We start from the raw sequence: 21,195 nt of genomic DNA, 5'->3' as shown, positions 1-21,195 counted from the left end.
CTCGGGGGTGAATTGGCCGAGAGGCCAAGAGGGGGCAGAAGGCCCCCTTTGCGGCATCTGCCACAAAGGCTGACGCGGATCGCGGCGAGGTATCGGCCCGTCCTACAGCGCCGCCATTCCCTGCCGGATCGCCCGGTTTTCACCCCGTGCCAGCACCCAGCGGCCCAGGCGGCGGGCAAGTTCGGGGTGTTTGCGGGCCGCGCGTTCGAACAGCTCGCGCTGATAGCGCGGAAAGTCACGCCGCGCCCGCAGGCGGGCATAGAAATCCTCGGCGGTCAGCGTGCCATCCAGTGCGCCAAGGATGATCGGCGTCAGGATGCCCATCTGGTGCAGCGAGGATCCCAGCCGGTGCCCCATCAGGGGTGCGCGCAGTTTCAGCACATTGGGGTTGGCAAAGCGGGCGACATGGCCTGCGTCCAGCGGCTCGTAGGGATCATAAAGGATCGTCACGCGCCGCGCCGCGCCCGAGACCTGCGCCGCATCGCCATAGGGGCCGGAAAAGTCACGGTCCCAGGCGGTCTTGTAGCGGGTTTCCCACGGCACCAGCCCGCGATCCAGCGTCGATTGTGGCGAGATCGCCACCACATCCGCCCCCGGACAGGCGCCCGAGAACGCCGCCGCCGCATAGCCGCCCATCGAGGCACCATAGAACACCACGCGGCGGAACCGGGCAAAGAACCCCTCGTCGCGCAGGCGGTCGAATTCGGCCCAGACCCAGGGTTCGCGATACCAGGTCCAGCCGCCTGCCATGGCGCCCAGCATGGACCAGCCCTGTTTCTCGATGAACTCGAACCCCCAGGGCCGGCGTTCCGCCCGCTTGTTCATGGCGATGTCCAGGTTGTCGAAGGTCACCACCAGCACATCGGATGATCGCGGGACATAGAGAAAGGAATGGCCTGCCTTTTCGCGGAAGAACCCTTCCTTGCCAGCCAGTTGCATGGCGATCTTCGTCCATTCCGGGTCATGCACCGGCGCAGGCGGGTTCGGGATGAACAGCACCCGGCGCAGATCGCCGCCCTGCTCTTCGGCCAAAATGACGGTGCTGCCGTAATCCTTGAGGAAGGGAAACGCCCCCGAGCCCTTGCGGATGTCGATCAGCATCCGGCTGTCGGAATGCAGGCAACGTTCCAGCACCGGGGCCATATGCTTGATCTTCCAGCGATCGCCAAAGCCGTTGAGGTTCGCGATCACGTCCCAGGGCTTCAGCCCCTTGTCCGAGCACACCACGCGGATGCACGCCGGATCGAGGCCTTGCGCGATCAGCCCGTCGCGATAGCCGGCCACCCAGTCGCTTTCGATCTGCGGGAACTGCCCCTTGCGGTCCAGATCGACCAGCACGATCTCGCAGTCCCAGCGGCCATGCGCTGCCAGCGCCAGATCGCGCGCCCCGCCGCCCAGATCGGCGAAACTTGCCACCTCGGACCGGCCAAGGGCGTCCAGCAGGTCGGCCGGCGCCATCACACCGCCTCGCCTTCCTCGACCCTGTCGGGATCGGGCAGCACGGGGCGCTTCAGCGGGGCAAGTGTCGGGTCGATCCCGTGCTTTTTCAGCAGCTTGCCAATGACGGATCGCGGGCGCGGAATGCCCGAGGCCTCGGTCGACAGGATGCGCGCCCGCATCCTCCGGCCATAGAAGTGGATCGAGAAGGTCTCGTCCGTCACATAATCCGCCATGTCGACGCCGGGCCGCAGCATCATGCGCCGGTCCTTGTAGTGGAACGGATAGAGCGCGACCCGCGGCAAGGCGAATTTCACCTCGCCGGTCTTTTTCAGATAATGCGTCAGCGCGGCCGGCCCCCAGACCCCCCAGGGCATCTCGGCCGCATGAACCGGGGTGCCGGCATCCTTCAGCGCCTGAAGCCGGGCCTTTTCGGCCTCGTCGAACCAGTCGGGAATGGCGAATTCGTCGCTGGTGAACGCCAGCAACGCCGCCAATGTCTCGCTGTCCTGGGGCAGACCCAGAACGCCGCCATTCAGCCCGTGCCTGGATTCCCAGGCGTAGAAATGCCCCGTGTCCGTCGTGAACGGCTTGACGCAATAGGCATCGGTATCGGCCCAGATCATGTCATCGTGCCTGGCCAGCATGTGATAGCGGAACACATCGGAATGCAGCGCCGGGCTGCCGGTGCGGGCATGGCGCAGAAAACCGGTCTGCGGCAGGATGTCGTTCGCATCGGCCAGTTCCACGCCCTTGGGCGCGTTGGTCACGCCTTCATAGGTATAGAGAACGACGGGCTGGCCGGCATCGACAAAGGACTTCAGGCACAGCTGTTCCAGATAGCTCAGGCTGCCGCCGATCCACAGCGCGCCGATCCGATATGCCTTGCCCATCACATTCCCTCACCTTGACGACGCTGAAGACTATAGGGGGTGCGCTGGGGAAACAATCTGACCGAATTGGGGCACAGGCTTGGCGCACAAGCATTTTGCCAGGCGCCTCGGCCATGCTATGCCCGGTGCGGGGCCGCGCAAGACGGCGCAGACGGAGGCGGCAATGGGCAGGACGGATGACAGGGCACAGGTGCTGCGGCGGCCGCTGAGCGCGCGGCTGGCGGGCGGGCGGCTGGCGCTGCTGGGTGCGGTGGCCGAAAGCGACGATCCGGGACGGGTGCGGGCCTTCTTTGCCAGCGGAACCGCGCGTGACGAATTTGCCCCCTTGCCCGGCGAGGGCCATGCCGAGGCGCTGGAAATCCGCGAGGTCTCGGGCGGGGTGCTGTATGACGCCCGCGCAACCGGCCCGGTGCGGCTGGCGCTGGCCGATGGCACGGCGGCCGAAATCCGCCCCGACCCGCAGGAACGGACTCTGCTGGCCGGGCGCAACGTGCTGCTGGCCTTCCGTCTGGACGAGCCGCCCGAGGTGGTGGCCGACTGGCTGGCCTATCACACGCGCCACCACGGCGCAGATGCCGCGCTGATCGTCAACCGCGCGCCGCTTGAGACCGGCCATGCCGCCTTTGCCAAAGGCTTGCAGGCCGCATTGGGCGCGGCCGGGATCGCCCCCATTGCCTTGCTGGTCGAACCCGACATGCCGCTTGGCAAACCCGACCTTGGCCCGGAAACCCATCCGTTCCTGGCCCCCGATGCCCCCGGCAAGGACCGGATGGACCAGCCCGCGCCCGACCCCTGGCGCTCGCAACTGGGCGAGGCGCTGGTGCTGGAGCTGCTGAAATGGCGCTGGCTGGGCGATGCGCGGGCGGTGCTGCTGCTGGATTGCTGCGATATCCTTGCCCCGCGCCCAGCCGACATGCCAACCGCCTTTGACCTGTGCGACAGCGCAAGGAACGGCGTCATCCTGATGGCCGGGCACCGCATCTACCCCTGGCGGGTGCGCAACGACCAGCCGGCCCGCTTTGGCGATCATATCTGCCGCCAGTTCGATGCCCGCCGCGGCATTGCCCGCTGGGGTGTGGCGCCGCGCAAGGCGGGGATCGACAACACATGGCGCACCATCCGCGTCTCTTATGCCAAGCCCGATCCGGGGGTCGTCGTGCCCTTCCTGCGCGCCATGGCGATCCGGGTGCCGGGGCGGTCCTCGTCGGAACTGGCGCCGAAAACCTCGCTGATCGAGGATCCCGCGCTGGTCGCGCTGGCGACCGACGCTTTCGGCTGGAAGCCCGTGCGCGCCCCCGCGTCAGAGCGGCGTCAGCCCGTGCCGGGGCGCAACCGCACCGCCATTGTCACCACGATGAAGAACGAAGGGCCCTTCATCCTGGAATGGCTGGCCTATCACCGGGCGATCGGGGTGCAGGATTTCCTGATCTATACCAACGATTGCACCGATGGCACCGACACTTTCCTGATGCTGCTGCAAGACAAGGGCCTGGTTCAGCACCGGACAAACCCCTACCGCCCGGGCGATGCGCTCAAACCCCAGCACGCCGCGTTGCAGGCAGCCGAGACCGAGCCGCTGATCCAGAATGCCGACTGGGCGATCTGCATGGATGTCGATGAATTCATCGACATCAAGCTGGGCGACGGCCGGCTTGAAACGCTTTACGCCGCGATGGAGACCGCCCTGCCCGGCGCCAACATGATCAGCCTGACCTGGCGGCTGTTCGGCAATGCCGATGTGCGCGACTACAGCGACCGCTTCTTGCTGGAGCAGTTCCCGCTGGCCGCCCCCGAGATGATGCGCAAGCCCCATCAGGCCTGGGGCTTCAAGACACTGTTTCGCAACATCGACCTTTACAAGAAGCTGGGCGTTCACCGCCCCAAGGGGCTCAAGCCCGATCTGTGGGATCAGGTGCTCTGGCTGAACGGGTCCGGCAAGCGGATGCCCAAGGAGATGTTCCGCAACGGCTGGCGATCCACCACCGACACCTATGGCTATGACTGGGTGCAGCTGAACCATTATGCCGTGCGCTCGGCCGAAAGCTTTCTGGTCAAGCGCGACCGCGGCCGGGTGAACCATGTCGACCGCGATCAGGGCCTGCACTACTGGTTCCGCATGAACCACAACGTGGTGCATGAACCCTCGATCCAGTCGCGCATCCCGATGCTGCGGGCCGAATACGACCGGCTGCTCTCGGACCCCGAGATCCGCGCCGCGCACCAGGGCTGTGTCGCCGCCCACCGTGCCAAGATCGCCGAGCTGCGCGCAACGCCGAACTATCAGGCGTTCTATGCCGAACTGACCGGACCGCGCATGGAAACCCTGTCGCGCCGCACCCCGCATTTCGGATCCGCAGTGTTCAACGCCGGACCCCAGGTGATCCCCGACAAGGTGGCACTGGCGCCCACACTTGCGCCGGATTTCTTCTTCACCGTGCATCACGCGGGCGAGGCAGAGCACTAGCCCTGCCCGTCAATCCTCGGCCGGCAAGTCCAGCCCGCCGCGCGCGATCAGCCGGCGCAACAAGCCATCCAGCTGGTCCGCCAGATCCGGCCCCAGCTCGCGCCGCAACGCATGGTCATAGCCGATGGCGCGCTGGCCCAGATCGGCAAAGGCCGCCTCGCCCGCAGCCGTCAGCGACAGGATCTCGGCCCGCCGGTCACCAGGGCTGGGCGCACGGGTCAGATAGCCGCCCGCCTCCAGCCCCGCCACCGCGCGGCTGACCTTGGTCTTGTCCATATGGGTGATCCGGCAAATGTCACGCGCGGTCATTGCGCCGAACTTGCCAAGGTTGGCCAGCACCCGCCATTGCGTGCGGGTGAACCCATAGGCCGCCCGGTAGATCGCCTGAAAATCGCGCGAGGTCGCCTCGGCCGCCTGATTGAGCAGATAGGGCAGAAATCCGCCCAGATCGAATGCCGTCTCGCCCGTCATGCCCTGCCCTCTCCTGCCCGCCAACCCTGCCACGCGCCCGCCGCCACCGCAATCGCGGCCCTGGCCCTTGATGCGCAAACCACCGAGCGCCCCTTCATCTGTCCGAAAATATCCTCGGGGGTGAATTGCCCGGAACGGGCAAGAGGGGGCAGAAGGCCCCCTTTCCACGCCCGTCACAGGCCCCGAACCTTGCCGCGCAAAGTCATCTTTGCTTGACATCGTTGCAAGTGCAACCATTATGCAGCTCAAGCAGACCACGGCCTGCAAGGGAGGATCCCATGACCAGCCACGCGCTTTCCGCCGGGATGATCCGGGCGGCGACCTCGACCGGCACGAACGAGGGCTACATGCCCGGTTTCGCCAATGACTTCGAAACCGAAGCCCTGCCCGGCGCCCTGCCGCAAGGGCAGAACAGCCCCCAGAAATGCAACTACGGGCTTTATGCCGAACAGCTGTCAGGATCGGCCTTTACCAAGCCGCACCCGGAACGCACCTGGTGCTACCGCATCCGCCCCAGCGTCAAGCACACCACCCGGTTCGAAAAGATCGACGTGCCGCTGTGGAAATCGGCGCCGCATGTGCTGCCCGATGTCGTCTCGCTGGGCCAGTATCGCTGGGATCCGGTGCCGCATTCCGATGACCGCCTGACCTGGATCACCGGGATGCGCACGGCCACCACGGCGGGCGATGTGAACACCCAGACCGGCATGGCCGCGCATATCTATCTGGTGACCGCCTCGATGCAGGACGAATATTTCTATTCGGCCGATGGCGAGTTGCTGGTGGTGCCCCAGGAAGGCCGGCTGCGGTTCTGCACAGAACTCGGGGTGATCGACCTGGAGCCCAAGGAAATCGCCATCCTGCCGCGTGGCCTTGTCTACCGGGTCGAGGTGCTGGAAGGCCCGTGCCGCGGCTTTGTGTGCGAAAACTATGGCGTGCCCTTTACCTTGCCCAACCGCGGCCCGATCGGTGCCAACTGCCTCGCGAACCCGCGCGATTTCAAGACCCCCGTTGCGGCCTTTGAAGACCGCGAGGTGCCATCCTCGGTGGTGATGAAATGGTGCGGGCAGTTCCACCGCACCCGCATTGGCCATTCGCCGCTGGATGTGGTGGCCTGGCATGGCAATTATGCGCCGTTCAAATATGATCTGCGCACCTATTCCCCGGTCGGCGCCATCCTGTTCGACCATCCCGACCCGTCGATCTTTACCGTGCTGACCGCGCCGTCGGGCCTTGAGGGCACGGCCAACATCGACTTCGTGCTGTTCCGCGAACGCTGGATGGTGGCCGAACACAGCTTCCGCCCGCCGTGGTACCACAAGAACGTCATGTCGGAACTGATGGGCAACATCTATGGCATCTATGATGCCAAGCCCAAGGGGTTCGTCCCGGGCGGCATGAGCTTGCACAACTGCATGTTGCCGCACGGGCCGGACCGCAACGCCTTTGAAGGCGCCTCGAACGCCGCTCTGAGGCCCGAGAAGCTGGACGAGACCATGAGCTTCATGTTCGAGACCCGCTTTCCCCAGCACCTGACGGAATGGGCGGCAACCTCGGCCCCGATGCAGGACGATTACATCGACTGCTGGGCCAGCCTCGAGAAGAAATTCGACGGCACACCCGGCGTGAAGTGAGGGACGGGGGGCCTTGCCCCCCGGCCGGCCGGTTTCCGGCCGCGCCGGTTGGTTCTCGAACCAATGGCGCACCAACCGGCGCCCCCAGGATATTTATGGACAGATGAAAGGGCGCGGCCATTCCGGGGAGGGACATGGCCAGACGCTTTCCCAGAAAGGACGAACCATGGCCAAGGCCTTTGCCTCGCAAGGCGATATGAGCGACAAGAAGATCAGCTTCACCGAGATCGGCGAGGGGCTTTATGCCTTTACCGCCGAGGGCGATCCGAATTCGGGCGTCATCATCGGCGATGACAGCGTGATGGTGGTCGAGGCGCAGGCAACGCCGCGTCTGGCGCAAAAGGTGATCGACTGCATCCGCACCGTCACCGACAAGCCGATCAGCCATGTCGTGCTGACCCATTACCACGCCGTGCGCGTGCTGGGCGCCAGCGCCTTTGGCGCCGGACAGGTCATCATGTCGGAGATGGGCCGCAACATGGTGGTCGAACGCGGCCAAGAGGATTGGGACAGCGAATTCCAGCGCTTTCCCCGCCTGTTCCAGGGCCATGAAAGCATTCCCGGCCTGACCTGGCCGACCACGGTGTTCAACGGCCGCATGTCGGTCTGGCTGGGCAAGCGGCGGGTCGATCTGATGCAGCTGGGCCGGGCGCATACGGCGGGCGATATCGTGATCCATGTGCCGGATCAGAACGTCATGTTCACCGGCGACATCGTGGAATACCATTCTGCCTGCTATTGCGGCGACGGGCATTTCCGCGACTGGGGCGGCACGCTGGACCGCATCAAGGCGTTCAATGTCGATGCCATCGCGCCGGGTCGGGGCGATGCGCTGGTCGGGTCTGCGATGGTGGACAAGGCCATCGAGAACACCCGCGATTTCGTGCAATCGACCTTCCGCCCGGTGGAACGCATCGCCGCGCGCGGCGGCAGCTTGAAAGAGGCCTGGGATGCCGTGCGGGCCGAATGCGATCCCAAGTTCAAGGATTACGCGATCTACGAACATTGCCTGCCATTCAACGTTGCCCGCGCCTATGACGAGGCGCGCGGGATCGACACCCCGCGCATCTGGACCGCGCAGCGCGATCTGGACATGTGGGCGGCGCTTCAGGGCTGACGGATCCGGCCGGGCGACACCGCCCGGCCCCATCGCGGCAGGCGGGGAGGCTGGCCGATGAACGACGCTGTAGAGCCGCGCTATGATCTTGCGTTCCGGCTGTATCCCTATGCGAAATCGCCCGATCAGGACGGGCCGGTGCGCCGCCATCCTGTCGTGGTGGTGGGGGGCGGGCCCATCGGCCTTGCGATGGCGCTGGATCTGGGCCGGCGCGGGGTGCCGGTGCTGGTGCTGGACGATCACGAAGGGGTGGGCGCAGGCAGCCGCGCGATCTGTTTCGCCAAGCGCACGCTGGAAATCTGCGACCGTCTGGGCGCAGCCGGGCCAATGATGGACAAGGGGGTCGTGTGGAACACCGGCAAGGTGTTTCACGATGACCGGCAGCTGTATGCCTTTGACCTGTTGCCCGAGGATGGCCACGCCTTCCCGGCCTTCATCAACCTGCAGCAGCCCTATTTCGAGAAATTCCTGCACGATGCCATTCTGGGGGCGCAAGCCGATGGCGCCCCGATCGAGATCCGCGGGCGCAACCGGGTGGATGCGATCCGGACAGCGGATGACCATGTGACGCTGGACGTCACAACGCCGGACGGCGCCTATCAGCTGGAGGCCGACTGGCTGATCGCCTGCGACGGGGCGCGCAGCCCCTTGCGTGCGATGCTGGGGCTGGCCTTCGACGGCCGCGTCTTCGAGGACAATTTCCTGATCGCCGATGTGCGGATGCAGGCCGAATTCCCGACCGAGCGCTGGTTCTGGTTCGAGCCGCATTTCAAGTCGGGCGATTCCGCGCTGCTGCACAAGCAGCCGGACGGGATCTGGCGGATCGACTTTCAGCTGGGCTGGAACATCGACCGCAAGGCCGAGCTGGACCCCGCCCGCATCCGCGCCCGCGTCGATGCCATGCTGGGCCCGGATGTGCCCTATGATCTGGTCTGGACCTCGATCTACACCTTTCAGTGCCGGCGGATGGACCGGTTCCGCCATGGCCGGGTGCTGTTCGCCGGCGACAGCGCGCATCAGGTGTCGCCCTTTGGCGCGCGCGGGGCCAATTCGGGCATTCAGGACGTGGACAACCTGGGCTGGAAACTGGCGCTGGTGCTGGACGGCACCGCGCCCGAATCGCTGCTGGACAGCTATGATGCCGAACGCGTGCATGGCGCGGACGAGAATATCCTCAACTCCACCCGGGCGACCGATTTCATCACGCCGAAGACGCCGGTGTCGAAGATGTTTCGCAATGCGGTGCTGGCGCTGGCCGAAACGCTGCCCTTTGCCCGCACCATCGTGAACTCGGGCCGCCTGTCGGTGCCCTGCACCTATGACGGGTCGGCCTTGAACGGCCCCGATGCGGACGGCCTGCCCGCCCGCACCCGCCCTGGCAGCCCCTGCCCCGATGCCCCGCTGGAAGATGGCTGGCTGCTGGCGCGGCTGGATGGCTTCACCTTGCTGACCATCGACACGGATGCACCGGACAGCCTGAGCGCCCATGGCCTGACCTTGCCGCGTCTGGCGGCCAGCGCAGGCGACAATCCGGCGCTGCGCAGCCGGTATCTGGGGGATGCGCCGCAGGCGGTCTATCTGATCCGCCCCGATCAGCATGTGGCCGCGCGCTGGACCCGGTTCGATGCTGGTGCCGTGGCGGCCGCCCTCGCCCGCGCCATTGGCAAGGAGTAAGCGATGTCCCTGATCATCCAGCCGAATCTGACCGACCCCGATGGCAGCTATGCGGCGCTGATCGCCGCGCATGAGGGGCTGAGCGAATCGCAAAGCCATGCGCTGAACGCCCGGCTTGTGCTGATCTTGATGAACCAGATCGGCGATGCGGCCACCATCGCCGAAGCCTTGCAGCTTGCCCGTGAAACCGGCGCAAAATAGGCGCGAAACCCCGCTTGCAATCCCCGGCGGTCGGGGGTAAACCGCCGCCAGTGCCGCCTTAGCTCAGTTGGTTAGAGCGCTGGATTGTGGATCCAGAGGTCCCCCGTTCGAGCCGGGGAGGCGGTACCATCCCCCCACCGGAACCAGACCTGACAGCGCATCGCCCTTATGGCGAACGCATCTCGGTCATGCCGCGATGGCCATAGGCTCTGTCTGCTGGCCTTGGCCGCCCAGTCCGGCGACGACCAGATAAACCTGCGCCTCGTGCCGTTTGAGCGTGCGAAGGCTGGTGCGTTCATGCCAGTCTCGTCCGTCTGCCGTGCGCGCAAACCGCGCCGCGATCGCAAGGCGATCCCGGTCAGACAAACGCGCCAGTGCCATGTCCCCAAGGAACAGGCTTTCGACCGGCTGGCCGTTCGCGATCACCTCGGCATGCGTGTCCAGCACGATGTTGAACCATTCGATGCAATCCTGCGCCTGCCAGTCGTCGGGCACGGGATCCGCGATCATGCTGGCCGCCGCGAAGACCCGATCCTCGTCGAACAGCATCTCGACGGCGGCCCCTGTCAGCGCGATCCGGTGATGGCGCGACAGCATCAGATCGGCCGCCGGCAAACCCGGCCCCAGCCGATCCTTGCGCAGGCACACCGGCCGCACCCCCAGTGATCCATGTGGCCCGGATCGCGGAAGCTTTGATGGGTCACATGGCGAACCGGCACGGCGGCCCCGTCAGCCGTCACGACCAGATCGCCCTCGCGCAGCTCTTCGATGGGGCGCTCGCCGCAGACGGTGCGTATCCGTGTTCCCTTCAACAGGCAGACCGGCGAGGGCGCGGGGGTCGTCGACACGCTTCCCAGATTGATCGCCCCGGTGCCAAAGCCGTTCATGTCCTGCTGGCTGGCGGTTTCCTCGGGCATGAACGAGATGCGCGTCGACTGACCGGCCGCGGGGTAATCATGCACCGTGATGATCATGATCTTGCTGCCTTCGAACTGGTCGGGCACCTTGCCCGCCCCGTCCTTTTGCAAGGTCGGCAAGACCCCGGTCATTTCATAGGTAAAGCTGTAAGTGATCCCGCCGATCTGAGCCAGCGTATCCGGGTCGCTGCCGCCGCCCGCCGGACGCTCTAGGATCAGATTGCCGCCGGCCCCCGAGGCCGCGACGAATTTGACCTCGAAGGTCGGATCGCCCTTAGGTTCAGCGCCGGGTTGTTGGCCGAAGTGCTGTCGATCCGCACCCAGAAAGTATGGTCGAACGGCATGTTCTGGCCCGCAGCTGCCGGCACGGGATTGATGCCGGTCTGGCAACAATCCAACGATACGAAATTGTTGAAATTTTGACGAACTAGGAATCTTTTGTATGCTTTTGTCTGGGTCCGCCCAGTGATGCCTGGCCCCATCGCCTGCGCGCTGGCGAATCGTCGCATTCCCGCCTATCACTCCTGCCACGCTGCCGACCCCGCCAAGTCCTTGACAGTACAGCCGTCACGGGCGTTCCGGGGGGCGCCTCGCTGCCGGTCCTTGCAGACCGTCCTGCCGCCACCTCTGAACCGGAGTTTCCGCCTTGGGCATCAACAAGCAAAGCGACATCGCCGCCAATATCCAGATCGGCCCGACCACCGAAGGCATGGTGCGCATCTATGTCGAGGGCGACGGCGTGGATCTGCCGCTGGATTTTGACGCCGATGAGGCCGAGGAAATCGCCGAAGAACTGCGCGCCGCCGCAGAAGCCGCGCGCCGGATCACCGACAGCGCAGCGACCAAGGCCGCCCCCAAGGGCAAGCCGCGCCGTTGATCGCGGCGGGCGGTCCGGGAACCTGGCCCGCCGCCCGACGCCTTGAGACCCGTTGCCAGCGCCCTGGCAACGGGCATTCGCCTTGCCCGACCTTTGCGGCACAGGCCGCGGGCAGGCAGTCGATCGCCTGACATGATCCGGGCGGACCCGGCCCGCGACCTTTGACCTGGGGCCACCCCCTTGGAAATTGCGCAAGCCTTGGGTCTTTCGCTGCCCATGTAAAAAACATTAACATCACCTCTTGAAAGCGCGGCAGGTCGCTCCGATCTTGGGTAATGTGAAAGACATTCACATAACCGAAAACCCAAGGGAGACCGCAATGACCACCTACACCATGCCCGTGCCGCGACGCTCCTGGCTAGGCCGCGCCGAGGACTGGCTCGACAACAAGGGCCGCGGCGCCTGGATCGCTGCAATGGTTCTGGGCTTCGTGCTGTTCTGGCCGGTGGGGCTGGCGCTTGTGCTCTACATCACGTTCACCAACCGCTGGAGGAATGACACCATGTTCGGAACCCGCCGTTGCAGCCACCGTGGCCACATGGCCAGTCAGGGGTTCAATGCAATGCGCCCGTCGGGCAACTTCGCCTTTGACGCCTACAAGGCCGAAACCCTGCGCCGCCTCGAAGAGGAACAGGAAGCCTTCGAGGCCTTCCTCCAGCGTCTGCGCGAGGCCAAGGACAAGCAGGAATTCGACGCCTTCATGGAAGACCGCGCCAAGGCCGCCCGCACCGCACCGGAAACGGCCGAAGGCTCGGGCAGCTACTGACCCCGTCTGCGGCCCTTGCCGGGCCGCACTGGTCCGGGCACCCTGCCCGGACCTACTCTTGCCAGATGGACACTTGAATGAGCTATGCTTTCGAACCCTCGCCCGGCCTGCCCGATCCTGACCGCCAGCCGGGGTTCTATTCGGGGATCGTCGCCAAGCGGTTCTTCGCCTGGCTGATTGACCTTGCGTTCGTGTTCGCGATCACGGGGGCGATCTCGCTGGTCACCATCGTGGGGCTGTTCGTCATTCCGCTGATCTGGGCGGTGGTCGATTTTTGCTATCGCACCATCACGCTGACCAACCGCTCGGCCACCTGGGGACACCGCATCATGGGGATCGAGTTCCGCGACAGCACCGGGCGGCGGTTCGATCTGGCGACTGCCGGGCTGCATACGCTGGGCTACATGCTGTCGATGTCGTTCCTGTTGCCGCAGATCGTCTCGGTCATCCTGATGATGACCGGATCGCGCGGTCAAAGCCTGACCGATGTGGTCCTTGGCTCGGCGGCCATCAATCGCCCGGCCGAGTCCCTCTAACCAGCGCCCGCCGCCTCACTTCCCCCTTGGCGGCGGGCATCAAGGTTGCTAGCCTCTGGAGCGAACAGTCTTCGGTCTGGAATGCGCCACACACTTCCCATCGCGCCACAATTCTATGTGACGGCCCCGCAGCCCTGCCCGTATCTTGACGGGCGGATGGAAAGAAAGCTGTTCACCGCGCTGCAGGGCGATCCGGCCGAACGGCTGAATGACACGCTGTCGAAACAGGGCTTCCGCCGCAGCCAGAACGTGCTCTATCGCCCGTCCTGCGCGGAATGTTCGGCCTGCCTGTCCGCGCGGATCCGCGTTGCCGATTTCGAACCCAGCCGCACCCAGCGCCGCACGATCAAGCGCAACGAGTCGCTGCGCCGCAACGCGACCAGCCCCTGGGCGACCGAAGACCAGTATGCGCTGTTCCGCCGCTATCTGGACAGCCGCCATGCAGATGGCGGCATGGCCGACATGGATGTCTTCGAATTCGCGGCAATGATCGAGGAAACCCCGATCCGCACCCGCGTGGTCGAATATTCCCGCCCGCCCGAACCGGGCGAACAGGGCCGCCCGCTGACCGCCGTATGCCTGACCGACATTCTCGATGACGGGCTGAGCATGGTCTATTCGTTCTACGACCCTGACCGGCTGCATCTCAGCCTTGGCACCTGGGTGATCCTTGACCACATTGCCATCGCGCGCGAGGCAGGTCTGCCCTATGTCTATCTGGGCTATTGGGTGCCCGGCAGCCGCAAGATGGGCTACAAGGCGCAGTTCTCGGCGCTGGAGATCTACAAGGGCGGCCGCTGGCAACCGATCGGGGATCCTGACAGCCACGAGGCCACGCTCCACCCGCTGTCTGTCGACCCGATCGCGGAACAGGTCGCCCGCATCCAGTTGCCCGACGGGCTGAGCGGGCGCTGACCCGGGCCGCCGTCTAGCCCGCCAGAACGGCGCGCACTGCCGCCCCGCTTCGCCTTGATCCACATATCCTTGGGGGTGAGGACCGGCCTGCCGGCCCGGCGGGGCTGAAGCCCCCTCTCCCAGCCCATCCCCAGCTCAGGCCAACGCGCGGCGTGGGCGGTGGTTTCATCAGGGATCATTCCCGATCATCCTGCAATCATACCGATAGCATCTACTGAAACCCGACAGACTGCATAGCGCACTGGCACAGGGGCGCGAACCTTGCCCATGTCACGGACACCGATGTGCTGACCGATCCGCGCGGCGGTTGCGGCCCGCCCCCCGCAAGTTCAACCGTGCGATCAGTTCGCGACCGCCGGTCTTGCCGGGGCGACCGATCGACAGCCAAGGCTCGGGGCATCACGCACCGGAATTTGCGGGCGCACGGCGGCAACGTGTCCTTCTGCTTGAAATCGGCGGTGGAACAGTGTTTCAGCGCCTCGTCCTTCGCCTTGGACAGCTCGTCCCAACCGATCGAGAACTGGTGCCACTTGCCATCCGGCAACCGGATGCGCGCCTTCCAGCACGCGCTGTGCGGGCGCAGGTCAGTCGTCAGCCTGGCATTGCGGGGGTCGGTCTGCGTTTCCCTCATCGATCCTGTCTGACGGCCAAGTCTTTGGAATCAAGATACATCCCGCCGCGACAAGACTGGTCCATCAACGCAAAACATGGCTTTGGATGGGGTACTCGGAACGAACGCAATAGTCTTGTTGCGTTAGTGGAGGCGGGTACCGGAATCGAACCGGTCTTCACGGATTTGCAATCCGCTGCGTAACCTCTCCGCCAACCCGCCGTTGTCCAGAGTAGTGATGCGTCTAGACGAGGCGCCCGGAAAGCGCAAGGGGCGATGGCAACATTCGCGCACCTTGCGGGCGCCAAAGTGCAGCAAGGCACGGGCGCCTTGGTCGTGGCGGACCTGTTGCCTTGCCCGCCGGTTCCGCGGCGTCTCGCATGGCTTGCGCGCCTTTGCCAAGGTAGCGGCAGGGATCGCCAATCGCCCAGGCCTTCCGAAGATGCGCCAAGCAGATCTTGGAGCCAGGCACCTGCCTTGGGTGTCCGGGCTTGCCCGTTCAACGCCCTTTGCACACACCACTGCGTCCACAGGTGCATGGCCCTGCCGAGCAGTCCGGGGCCGTCGTCTGAGGTCTTGCGCAGCGCTTTGGTCCGCGCTTGGCGCCGTGGCCCCCAGCTTGCTGCGCGATCAATACGATTGCGTATAGGGCCCTCTTTATCCCGCCGGGGCAACGGTCCGGGCCCTGCATCCTGTGCCCCCAGAAGGGGGCCCATGGCCTGCCGCCCGGCTGTGGTCAGGCACAGGCCCCGGTTCTCTGGCGCCATTCGGCACCGGACCATCGGCATGGTCCTCGGCCGACAAGCGGCCCCAGTGCGGACCGCAGATCGATCATGCCCGCCAGCCGCGGGGCTGCTTGTCCGGCGGCTGCAAGGCGGGACGTGAATTACAGGAGGTCCGCAGCCCCCTGACAAAAGCGGGCCGCCGATCGCCATGGACACGGCAACAGGTCAACGCAAACCCGATGCAACCGGCATTGTTCCGGACGATGCGAACACCAGCATGTCAGGAAAGGTCAAAGGACGTTGGGGGCCTTTTGCCCCCCTTTTGACCAATCCGGCCATTTGCCGAGCTGCAGGCCGATCCCCGGGCATTTCTGGATCAGGCCGAACCCCGCAGGCGGCGGGTCTTTGCCCGCGCGCCTCTGCAAGGGATCGGCGTTGACGGCCGCTGGCGGGTCAGTCGCCGCTGACGGCGGCGTCAGCCAGCGCGCCGGCGCGGTCTTCCAGTGCTTCGGCCAGGGCCTCGGCCTCGGCGGCCATGCTGGCGAGGCGGTCCAGAACAGCTTGCGGCACGACCGGGATTTCCACCCGCACCTCGACCGGAACCTCGACGCGTTCGGGCTGCGGGGCGGGGCGCGATTCAAGATCGCGCAGCCGGGCCTCGGCGCGGCGCAGCTGATCCTCGACGCCGGCAAAGCGGTCGGCCAGCATCAGGCCCGCCATCAGCAGCAGGCGCGATTCGGGCATACGGCCAGCATGGGCCGCCAGCGGTGCGGCCTCGGCATCGAGCAAGGCAGCAGCGGCGCGCAGGAAATCCTCTTCGCCAGGCTGGCAGGCGACCTGAAAGGCCCGCCCGCCAATGGTGATGTCAAGCTCGGGCATCGTCAGACTCCAGCGTTGCGGGGGCCTCGGCCTCATCCAGAAGCGGGGCCAGCGAGTCGAGCAGCAGGTCCAGATCGGCCACCTCGGCCTTGCGGGCAGCCCGCAGGCCATCAAGCTCGGCCTGAAGCGCGCGGTTGATATGGCCCGCATCGGGCACGCCGCCTTCCAGCGCCTCGCGCAAGGACCGCAGGGCCTCGCGCATCTGGACATTGGCCATGCGCATCCGCTGCAGGTCCACCGCCTGGGCGTCGATGCGCGCCGCCTGGGCGGCCAGCTGCGCCTCGAGCGCGGCGCTGGCCTCCATCTGGGCGACGGCGGTGCCAAGATGGGCTGACAGCTCCTCGTTGCGGGCACTCGCCTCGTCGAGCGCGCGGTTGAGGCGGGCAATCTCGACCTCGGAGGCGGTATCGGGTTCGGCAACGGTTTGCCCGGCCGCCGGCGGCTCCATCAACTGGGCGGCGACGGCGGAGATGCGCGCCATTGCGGCAGCAAGGCGCCGTTCGTGTTCGTCAAGGTTGTGCATGGCCTGCCTGCCGGTTCCGTTTCTGCTCGGCTACGCGGCCATTGTGCCCGCCCCGGCGGCCGCTCGCAAGGGCCGGTGCCGCCCGTGCACCGGAATCCGCCACCCCAAGGCGCCAGAAAGCTGCGGAACGCTTGCAAAGGCAGGTCAGGCTGGTATCAGACGGCCAAGCCGCCCCGGCCCCAACGGACAGGAGAGCCCCGTGGACATCGCCACCCTGCGCGCCACCCACCCCGACCACTGGCAAAAGGCCACCGCGATCCGCGCCCTTGCGATGGATGCCGTGCAGGCCGCCAATTCCGGCCACCCCGGCATGCCGATGGGCATGGCCGATGTGGCCACCGTGCTGTTCGAGCGGCACCTGAAATTCGACGCCAGCGCCCCCGACTGGGCGGACCGCGACCGCTTCATCCTGTCGGCCGGCCATGGCTCGATGCTGATCTATGCGCTGCTGCATCTGACCGGCTATGCCGACATGACGCTCGATCAGATCCGCAACTTCCGCCAGTGGGGCGCGATCACCGCAGGCCACCCGGAATATGGCCATGTGAAGGGCGTCGAGACCACCACCGGCCCGCTGGGTCAGGGCATTTCCAACGCCGTCGGCTTTGCCATGGCCGAGGAATCGCTGCGTGCCCGCTTTGGCGCCAAGACCGTCAACCACCGCACCTGGGTGATCGCCGGCGACGGCTGCCTGATGGAGGGCATCAGCCAGGAGGCCATCGGCCTTGCCGGGATGCAGCGCCTGAAGAACCTGATCGTTCTGTGGGACAACAACGACATTTCCATCGATGGGCGGATCTCGCTGTCCGACATCACCGACCAGAAGAAGCGCTTTGCCGCCTCGGGCTGGAAGGTGATTTCCTGCGATGGCCATGACCCGGCCGACATTGACCGCGCCCTGACCGAGGCCAAAACGTCGAACCGCCCGGTTCTGGTCGATTGCAAGACGCATATCGGCTTTGGCTCGCCCAAGAAGCAGGACAGCGCCTCGGCGCATGGCTCGCCGCTGGGCGATGCGGAAATCGCCGCGACCAAGGAGATCTATGGCTGGCCCCATGGCCCCTTCGTGATCCCGGCCGAGATCAAGGCCGCCTGGGAAGCCATCGGCGCGCGCGGCGCGGCAGAACGCGCCGCCTGGGAAGAGCGGTTCGCGACCCTGTCCAGGGCCCGCCAGGCCGAATTCACCCGCATCATGGCGGGCGAGGCACCGAAGAAGCTGGTCCCGGCGATCCGTGCGCTGAAGAAGGATCTGGCGGAAAAGCTGCCCAAGGTGGCCACGCGCAAGGCCAGCGAAATGGCACTGGCGGTGATCAACCCGGTGATGCCGGAAACCATGGGCGGCTCGGCCGACCTGTCGGGGTCGAACCTGACCAGGACCGGCGATCTGGACGTCTTCACCCCCGAGAACCGCAAGGGCCGCTATATCCACTATGGCATCCGCGAACATGGCATGGCGGCGGCGATGAACGGCATGGCGCTGCATGGCGGCGTGCGGCCCTATGGCGGCACTTTCCTGTGCTTTACCGACTATGCCCGCGGCGCGATGCGCCTGTCGGCGCTGATGGGGGTGCCGACGGTCTATGTGATGACGCATGACTCGATCGGTCTGGGCGAGGATGGCCCGACCCACCAGCCGGTGGAACATCTGGCGATCTGCCGCGCGACGCCCAACACGCTGACCTTCCGCCCGGCCGATGCGGTGGAAACCGCCGAAGCCTGGGAAATCGCGCTGACCCAGACGAACCGCCCGTCGGTCCTCGCGCTGAGCCGGCAGAACCTGCCGACCCTGCGCAAGGACTTCACGCCCAGGAACCTGACCGCACAGGGCGGCTATGTGCTGCTCGAGGCGTCGGCCAAGGCGCAGGTCGTGCTGATGGCCACCGGGTCCGAGGTGGAAATCGCCGTCAAGGCGCGCGATCTGCTCGAGGCCGAGGGCGTGCCGACCCGCGTGGTGTCGATGCCGTCGATGGAACTGTTCGCGGCCCAGCCCGAGGCCTATCGCCGCCGCGTGCTGCCGGCCGGCACCGTGCGCATCGCCGTCGAGGCCGCCCTGCGCGCTGGTGGCTGGGACCGCTGGCTGCTGGGCGAGCGCGGGCGCGAGGCGAAATCGGCCTTTGTCGGGATGGAGGGCTTTGGCGCCTCGGCCCCGGCCGAGCGGCTTTATGCCGAATTCGGCATCACCGCCGAGGCGGTGGCCGAAAGGGCCAAGGCGCTGCTCTGAGGTGGAGAGAGAGGGGGGCCAGCCCCCCTCTGCGGCTTGCGCCGCATTCACCCCCCGGGATATTTCTGGACAGATGAAGGGGCGGGCGCGATCGGCGCCTGCCCTTTTCGCTTCAGCGCCGCGCGGCTATTTCCAGGTGCGGTCCAGAAGGCCAACCCAATTGTCGCAGGTCAGCTTCTTCATCAGCGTCGGGCCATAGCCATGGGCCTCCATCGCGGCGGTCAGGTTGGGCAGGCCTGTCACATCGCCGATCCCTTCGGGCACGGTGGCGCCATCAAAGTCCGAGCCAAGGCCGACGTGATCCTCGCCCAGCTTGTCCAGCAGGTGATCCAGGTGGCGCAGGATCGGGTCCCAGCCCATGGCCGCGTTCTGGCGCCCGTCCTCGCGCAGGAAGACGGTGGCGAAGTTCAGGCCCACCATGCCGCGGCTGTCGCGGATGATTTCCAGCTGGCGATCGGTCAGGTTACGGGTCGACGGGGTCACGGCCCAGGCGTTGGAATGGGTGGCGACCAGCGGCGCATCGGAAATCGCCGCCACATCGTCAAAGCCCTTTTCGTTCAGGTGGCTAAGGTCAACCATGATGCCCAGCCGGTTGCATTCGCGCACCAGCCGCTTGCCGGCATCGGTCAGGCCGGGCCCGGTATCGGGCTGGCCGGGGAACTGGAACGGCACGCCATGGCCAAAGATCGTCGGGCGCGACCAGACCGGGCCAAGGCTGCGCAGCCCCAGCGCATGAAAGGCGTGCAGCGCATCCAGCCCCTCGTCGATCGCCTCGGCGCCTTCCATGTGCATGATCCCGGCGATGGTGCCGCTGGTCAGGCAGGCGCGCAGGTCCGCCATGTCGCGCACCACCTTGAAGGCGCCTTGCGAGGACCGCTCCATCCACAGCAGATGCGCCGCCATGGCCAGCGCCACGGGCTGGGCGGCCTCGTGGCCGATCAGATCGGGCAAGGGCAGCGCATAGGGCGGGTTGTCCATCATCGTCATGTAGTCCGGCGCATCATGCGCGACCGGCGAGGGGATATAGATGGCAAAGAAGCCAGCCGCAAAGCCGCCCTGCTTCATGCGCGGCAGGTCAAGATGGCCCTTGCCCTCGCCGGTCAGCCAGATCGCCTCGCGCCGGTCTGGCGCCTGCATCAAACGCAGCAGCAGATCGTTGTGACCGTCGAATACTTGCCAGACCATTGCAGCAGCCTCCATTTCCCGTGCGGCGCCACTCTGGCCCCGCGCCCCGGCAGCCGCAAGGCCCGATCAACGCCGGAGTGCCGCCCAGATCGGTGCGATGACGCCGGTTGCCGGCGGAATGACCGCAAGGCCCAGGATCAGGCCGAAGATGCCATCCAGCACGGCCTTGGCCAGCCAGGCGGCCGCCGCCGCGACCGAGGGCAGCGCCACTTCGGCCATATGCGCCAGATCGTGAATCGTGTGGCCCAGCCAGGGCATCCCCAGCACCTCGAGCCCATGCACGATGATCGACCCGCCAACCCACAGCATCGCCGCCGTCCCGACCGTGGACAGCAGCCACATCACCCCCGGCATCCCCTTGACCAGACCGCGCCCCAGCGCGCGCGTCGGCGCCAGCCGCCCCACGGCGGCCAAATGCAGCCCGATGTCGTCCATCTTCACGATCAGCGCCACCGCACCATAGACCAGCAGCGTGATTGCGACCCCGACAATGGCCAGCGCCACCGCCTCTTGCCACAGCGGGCCATCGGGAATGGCGGCCAGGGCAATGGTCATGATCTCGGCCGACAGGATGAAATCGGTCTTGATCGCGCCCGAGACCTTTTCCTCTTCCAGATGCGTCGGGTCCTTGGTGTCATGCGCCACTTCGACCGCATGGGGGGGATGGGGCAACAGCGCATGCAGCACCTTTTCCGCCCCCTCAAAGCACAGATAGGCGCCGCCCAGCATCAGAAGCGGGGTGATGATCCAGGGGGCAAAGGCATTGAGCAGCAGCGCCGCCGGCAACAGCAAGATCAGCTTGTTGCGCAGCGATCCCAGGGCGATCCGCCCGATGATCGGCAATTCGCGCTTGGCCTCGAAGCCATGCACATATTTCGGCGTCACGGCGGCATCGTCGATCACCACACCCGCGGCCTTTGCCCCGGCCTTGGCCGCCGCGCCCGCGATATCGTCGACCGAGGCCGCCGCGACCTTGGCAATCGCCGCCACATCATCGAGCAACGCCAGAAGACCGCTCATCCCCACCTCCGCGATATCTGGCTCAAGGGGTAACGCAGGCGCGGGGCATCGCAAGGGAAAAATTGCTCCATCACCTTGCCACAAATACCCTAGGGGGTTTCCAAAGGGGGCAGACAGCCCCCTTTGGCGG

General features: G+C 66.1%; 19 protein-coding genes and 2 tRNA genes. 11 read left to right on the top strand and 10 right to left on the bottom strand.

Going from position 1 to position 21,195, the window contains the following annotated elements; all coding sequences use genetic code 11:
• Positions 1–102 precede the first annotated feature (102 nt).
• Together G481_RS26585 and G481_RS26580 are read right to left on the bottom strand one after the other, a co-directional pair.
• Positions 103–1,458: a hypothetical protein gene (locus G481_RS26585; RefSeq protein ID WP_084450562.1), complete on the bottom strand. Its 1,356-nt coding sequence runs from the start codon at positions 1,456–1,458 to the stop codon at positions 103–105.
• Positions 1,458–2,330 carry a hypothetical protein gene (locus tag G481_RS26580; protein ID WP_084450560.1) on the bottom strand — a complete coding sequence of 291 codons (873 nt, stop codon included), beginning with the start codon at positions 2,328–2,330 and terminating at the stop codon, positions 1,458–1,460. The genes G481_RS26585 and G481_RS26580 overlap by 1 nt, the downstream gene beginning before the upstream one ends.
• 163 nt (positions 2,331–2,493) lie before the next feature.
• Here G481_RS26580 and G481_RS0101230 point away from each other — a divergent pair, with 163 nt between their 5' ends.
• A complete protein-coding gene (locus G481_RS0101230; RefSeq protein ID WP_035024748.1) occupies positions 2,494–4,794 on the top strand; it encodes a glycosyltransferase family 2 protein in 2,301 nt (766 codons plus the stop codon).
• A 9-nt stretch (positions 4,795–4,803) separates the two neighbouring features.
• Here the strand turns inward: G481_RS0101230 and G481_RS22495 are convergent, their stop codons facing one another.
• The gene (locus tag G481_RS22495; RefSeq protein ID WP_035024744.1) at positions 4,804–5,265 is read right to left on the bottom strand and encodes a MarR family winged helix-turn-helix transcriptional regulator; all 462 of its coding nucleotides are present in this window, start codon (positions 5,263–5,265) and stop codon (positions 4,804–4,806) included.
• A 278-nt stretch (positions 5,266–5,543) separates the two neighbouring features.
• Between G481_RS22495 and hmgA the strand changes: the two genes are divergently transcribed.
• The 5 genes from hmgA to G481_RS0101200 all read left to right on the top strand — a co-directional run bounded on the left by hmgA (position 5,544) and on the right by G481_RS0101200 (position 10,020).
• Complete coding sequence (gene hmgA, locus G481_RS0101220) at positions 5,544–6,899, top strand: homogentisate 1,2-dioxygenase (RefSeq protein WP_028028385.1); 1,356 nt, start codon at positions 5,544–5,546, stop codon at positions 6,897–6,899.
• 166 nt (positions 6,900–7,065) lie between these two features.
• Positions 7,066–8,016 (top strand): MBL fold metallo-hydrolase, encoded by a 951-nt coding sequence (locus G481_RS0101215; RefSeq protein ID WP_028028384.1) that lies wholly within the window; start codon positions 7,066–7,068, stop codon positions 8,014–8,016.
• A 57-nt stretch (positions 8,017–8,073) separates the two neighbouring features.
• The gene (locus G481_RS0101210) at positions 8,074–9,690 is read left to right on the top strand and encodes an FAD-dependent oxidoreductase (RefSeq protein WP_028028383.1); all 1,617 of its coding nucleotides are present in this window, start codon (positions 8,074–8,076) and stop codon (positions 9,688–9,690) included.
• A gap of 3 nt (positions 9,691–9,693) precedes the next feature.
• Positions 9,694–9,891 carry a DUF2783 domain-containing protein gene (locus tag G481_RS0101205; RefSeq protein ID WP_028028382.1) on the top strand — a complete coding sequence of 66 codons (198 nt, stop codon included), beginning with the start codon at positions 9,694–9,696 and terminating at the stop codon, positions 9,889–9,891.
• 52 nt (positions 9,892–9,943) lie between these two features.
• Positions 9,944–10,020, top strand: a tRNA-His gene (locus tag G481_RS0101200).
• 57 nt (positions 10,021–10,077) lie between these two features.
• Here G481_RS0101200 and G481_RS26835 read toward each other — a convergent pair.
• On the bottom strand, positions 10,078–10,506 hold the full coding sequence (locus G481_RS26835; protein ID WP_028028381.1) for a Hint domain-containing protein: 429 nt from the start codon (positions 10,504–10,506) through the stop codon (positions 10,078–10,080).
• Positions 10,488–11,198: a Hint domain-containing protein gene (locus G481_RS26830; protein ID WP_154664490.1), complete on the bottom strand. Its 711-nt coding sequence runs from the start codon at positions 11,196–11,198 to the stop codon at positions 10,488–10,490. Before G481_RS26830 ends, G481_RS26835 begins: the two co-directional genes overlap by 19 nt.
• A gap of 256 nt (positions 11,199–11,454) precedes the next feature.
• On the opposite strand from G481_RS26830, the gene G481_RS0101185 reads away from it, so the two are divergent.
• The 4 genes from G481_RS0101185 (at position 11,455) to G481_RS0101170 (ending at position 13,902) form a co-directional block, all read left to right on the top strand.
• Positions 11,455–11,685 carry a DUF6324 family protein gene (locus G481_RS0101185; RefSeq protein ID WP_028028379.1) on the top strand — a complete coding sequence of 77 codons (231 nt, stop codon included), beginning with the start codon at positions 11,455–11,457 and terminating at the stop codon, positions 11,683–11,685.
• A 319-nt stretch (positions 11,686–12,004) separates the two neighbouring features.
• A complete protein-coding gene (locus tag G481_RS0101180) occupies positions 12,005–12,451 on the top strand; it encodes a DUF2852 domain-containing protein (RefSeq protein WP_035024741.1) in 447 nt (148 codons plus the stop codon).
• 77 nt (positions 12,452–12,528) lie between these two features.
• Positions 12,529–12,987 carry an RDD family protein gene (locus G481_RS0101175; RefSeq protein WP_028028377.1) on the top strand — a complete coding sequence of 153 codons (459 nt, stop codon included), beginning with the start codon at positions 12,529–12,531 and terminating at the stop codon, positions 12,985–12,987.
• A gap of 81 nt (positions 12,988–13,068) precedes the next feature.
• Entirely contained in the window at positions 13,069–13,902 is an 834-nt protein-coding gene (locus G481_RS0101170) for an arginyltransferase (RefSeq protein ID WP_028028376.1), read from the top strand.
• Between the two features lie 758 nt (positions 13,903–14,660).
• Here the strand turns inward: G481_RS0101170 and G481_RS0101160 are convergent.
• The 3 genes from G481_RS0101160 to G481_RS22490 form a co-directional block, all read right to left on the bottom strand.
• Positions 14,661–14,734, bottom strand: a tRNA-Cys gene (locus G481_RS0101160).
• 956 nt (positions 14,735–15,690) lie between these two features.
• Entirely contained in the window at positions 15,691–16,116 is a 426-nt protein-coding gene (gene zapA / locus G481_RS0101155) for a cell division protein ZapA (protein WP_028028374.1), read from the bottom strand.
• On the bottom strand, positions 16,103–16,639 hold the full coding sequence (locus G481_RS22490; protein ID WP_051294225.1) for a hypothetical protein: 537 nt from the start codon (positions 16,637–16,639) through the stop codon (positions 16,103–16,105). The genes zapA and G481_RS22490 overlap by 14 nt, the downstream gene beginning before the upstream one ends.
• A gap of 199 nt (positions 16,640–16,838) precedes the next feature.
• Here G481_RS22490 and tkt point away from each other — a divergent pair, with 199 nt between their 5' ends.
• Complete coding sequence (gene tkt / locus G481_RS0101145) at positions 16,839–18,860, top strand: transketolase (protein WP_028028373.1); 2,022 nt, start codon at positions 16,839–16,841, stop codon at positions 18,858–18,860.
• 126 nt (positions 18,861–18,986) lie between these two features.
• Here the strand turns inward: tkt and G481_RS0101140 are convergent, their stop codons facing one another.
• Positions 18,987–20,045 carry a dipeptidase gene (locus G481_RS0101140; RefSeq protein ID WP_028028372.1) on the bottom strand — a complete coding sequence of 353 codons (1,059 nt, stop codon included), beginning with the start codon at positions 20,043–20,045 and terminating at the stop codon, positions 18,987–18,989.
• 66 nt (positions 20,046–20,111) lie between these two features.
• A complete protein-coding gene (locus tag G481_RS0101135; RefSeq protein ID WP_028028371.1) occupies positions 20,112–21,065 on the bottom strand; it encodes a DUF808 domain-containing protein in 954 nt (317 codons plus the stop codon).
• Positions 21,066–21,195: the final 130 nt, after the last annotated feature.

It is taken from the genome of Gemmobacter nectariphilus DSM 15620 (assembly GCF_000429765.1).
GTDB lineage: Bacteria > Pseudomonadota > Alphaproteobacteria > Rhodobacterales > Rhodobacteraceae > Wagnerdoeblera > Wagnerdoeblera nectariphila.
The sequence above is the reverse complement of the archived record's forward strand: the minus strand, read 5'-3'. Positions and strand labels throughout refer to the sequence as shown.

What these genes read in the sequence shown, in the direction of transcription:
- G481_RS26585 (WP_084450562.1), bottom strand. Translation starts at nt 1,458, where the DNA reads ATGGCGCCGGCCGACCTGCTGGACGCCCTTGGCCGGTCCGAGGTGGCA.
- G481_RS26580 (WP_084450560.1), bottom strand. Translation starts at nt 2,330, where the DNA reads ATGGGCAAGGCATATCGGATCGGCGCGCTGTGGATCGGCGGCAGCCTG.
- G481_RS0101230 (WP_035024748.1), top strand. Translation starts at nt 2,494, where the DNA reads ATGGGCAGGACGGATGACAGGGCACAGGTGCTGCGGCGGCCGCTGAGC.
- G481_RS22495 (WP_035024744.1), bottom strand. Translation starts at nt 5,265, where the DNA reads ATGACGGGCGAGACGGCATTCGATCTGGGCGGATTTCTGCCCTATCTG.
- hmgA (WP_028028385.1), top strand. Translation starts at nt 5,544, where the DNA reads ATGACCAGCCACGCGCTTTCCGCCGGGATGATCCGGGCGGCGACCTCG.
- G481_RS0101215 (WP_028028384.1), top strand. Translation starts at nt 7,066, where the DNA reads ATGGCCAAGGCCTTTGCCTCGCAAGGCGATATGAGCGACAAGAAGATC.
- G481_RS0101210 (WP_028028383.1), top strand. Translation starts at nt 8,074, where the DNA reads ATGAACGACGCTGTAGAGCCGCGCTATGATCTTGCGTTCCGGCTGTAT.
- G481_RS0101205 (WP_028028382.1), top strand. Translation starts at nt 9,694, where the DNA reads ATGTCCCTGATCATCCAGCCGAATCTGACCGACCCCGATGGCAGCTAT.
- G481_RS0101180 (WP_035024741.1), top strand. Translation starts at nt 12,005, where the DNA reads ATGACCACCTACACCATGCCCGTGCCGCGACGCTCCTGGCTAGGCCGC.
- G481_RS0101175 (WP_028028377.1), top strand. Translation starts at nt 12,529, where the DNA reads ATGAGCTATGCTTTCGAACCCTCGCCCGGCCTGCCCGATCCTGACCGC.
- G481_RS0101170 (WP_028028376.1), top strand. Translation starts at nt 13,069, where the DNA reads ATGCGCCACACACTTCCCATCGCGCCACAATTCTATGTGACGGCCCCG.
- zapA (WP_028028374.1), bottom strand. Translation starts at nt 16,116, where the DNA reads ATGCCCGAGCTTGACATCACCATTGGCGGGCGGGCCTTTCAGGTCGCC.
- G481_RS22490 (WP_051294225.1), bottom strand. Translation starts at nt 16,639, where the DNA reads ATGCACAACCTTGACGAACACGAACGGCGCCTTGCTGCCGCAATGGCG.
- G481_RS0101140 (WP_028028372.1), bottom strand. Translation starts at nt 20,045, where the DNA reads ATGGTCTGGCAAGTATTCGACGGTCACAACGATCTGCTGCTGCGTTTG.
- G481_RS0101135 (WP_028028371.1), bottom strand. Translation starts at nt 21,065, where the DNA reads ATGAGCGGTCTTCTGGCGTTGCTCGATGATGTGGCGGCGATTGCCAAG.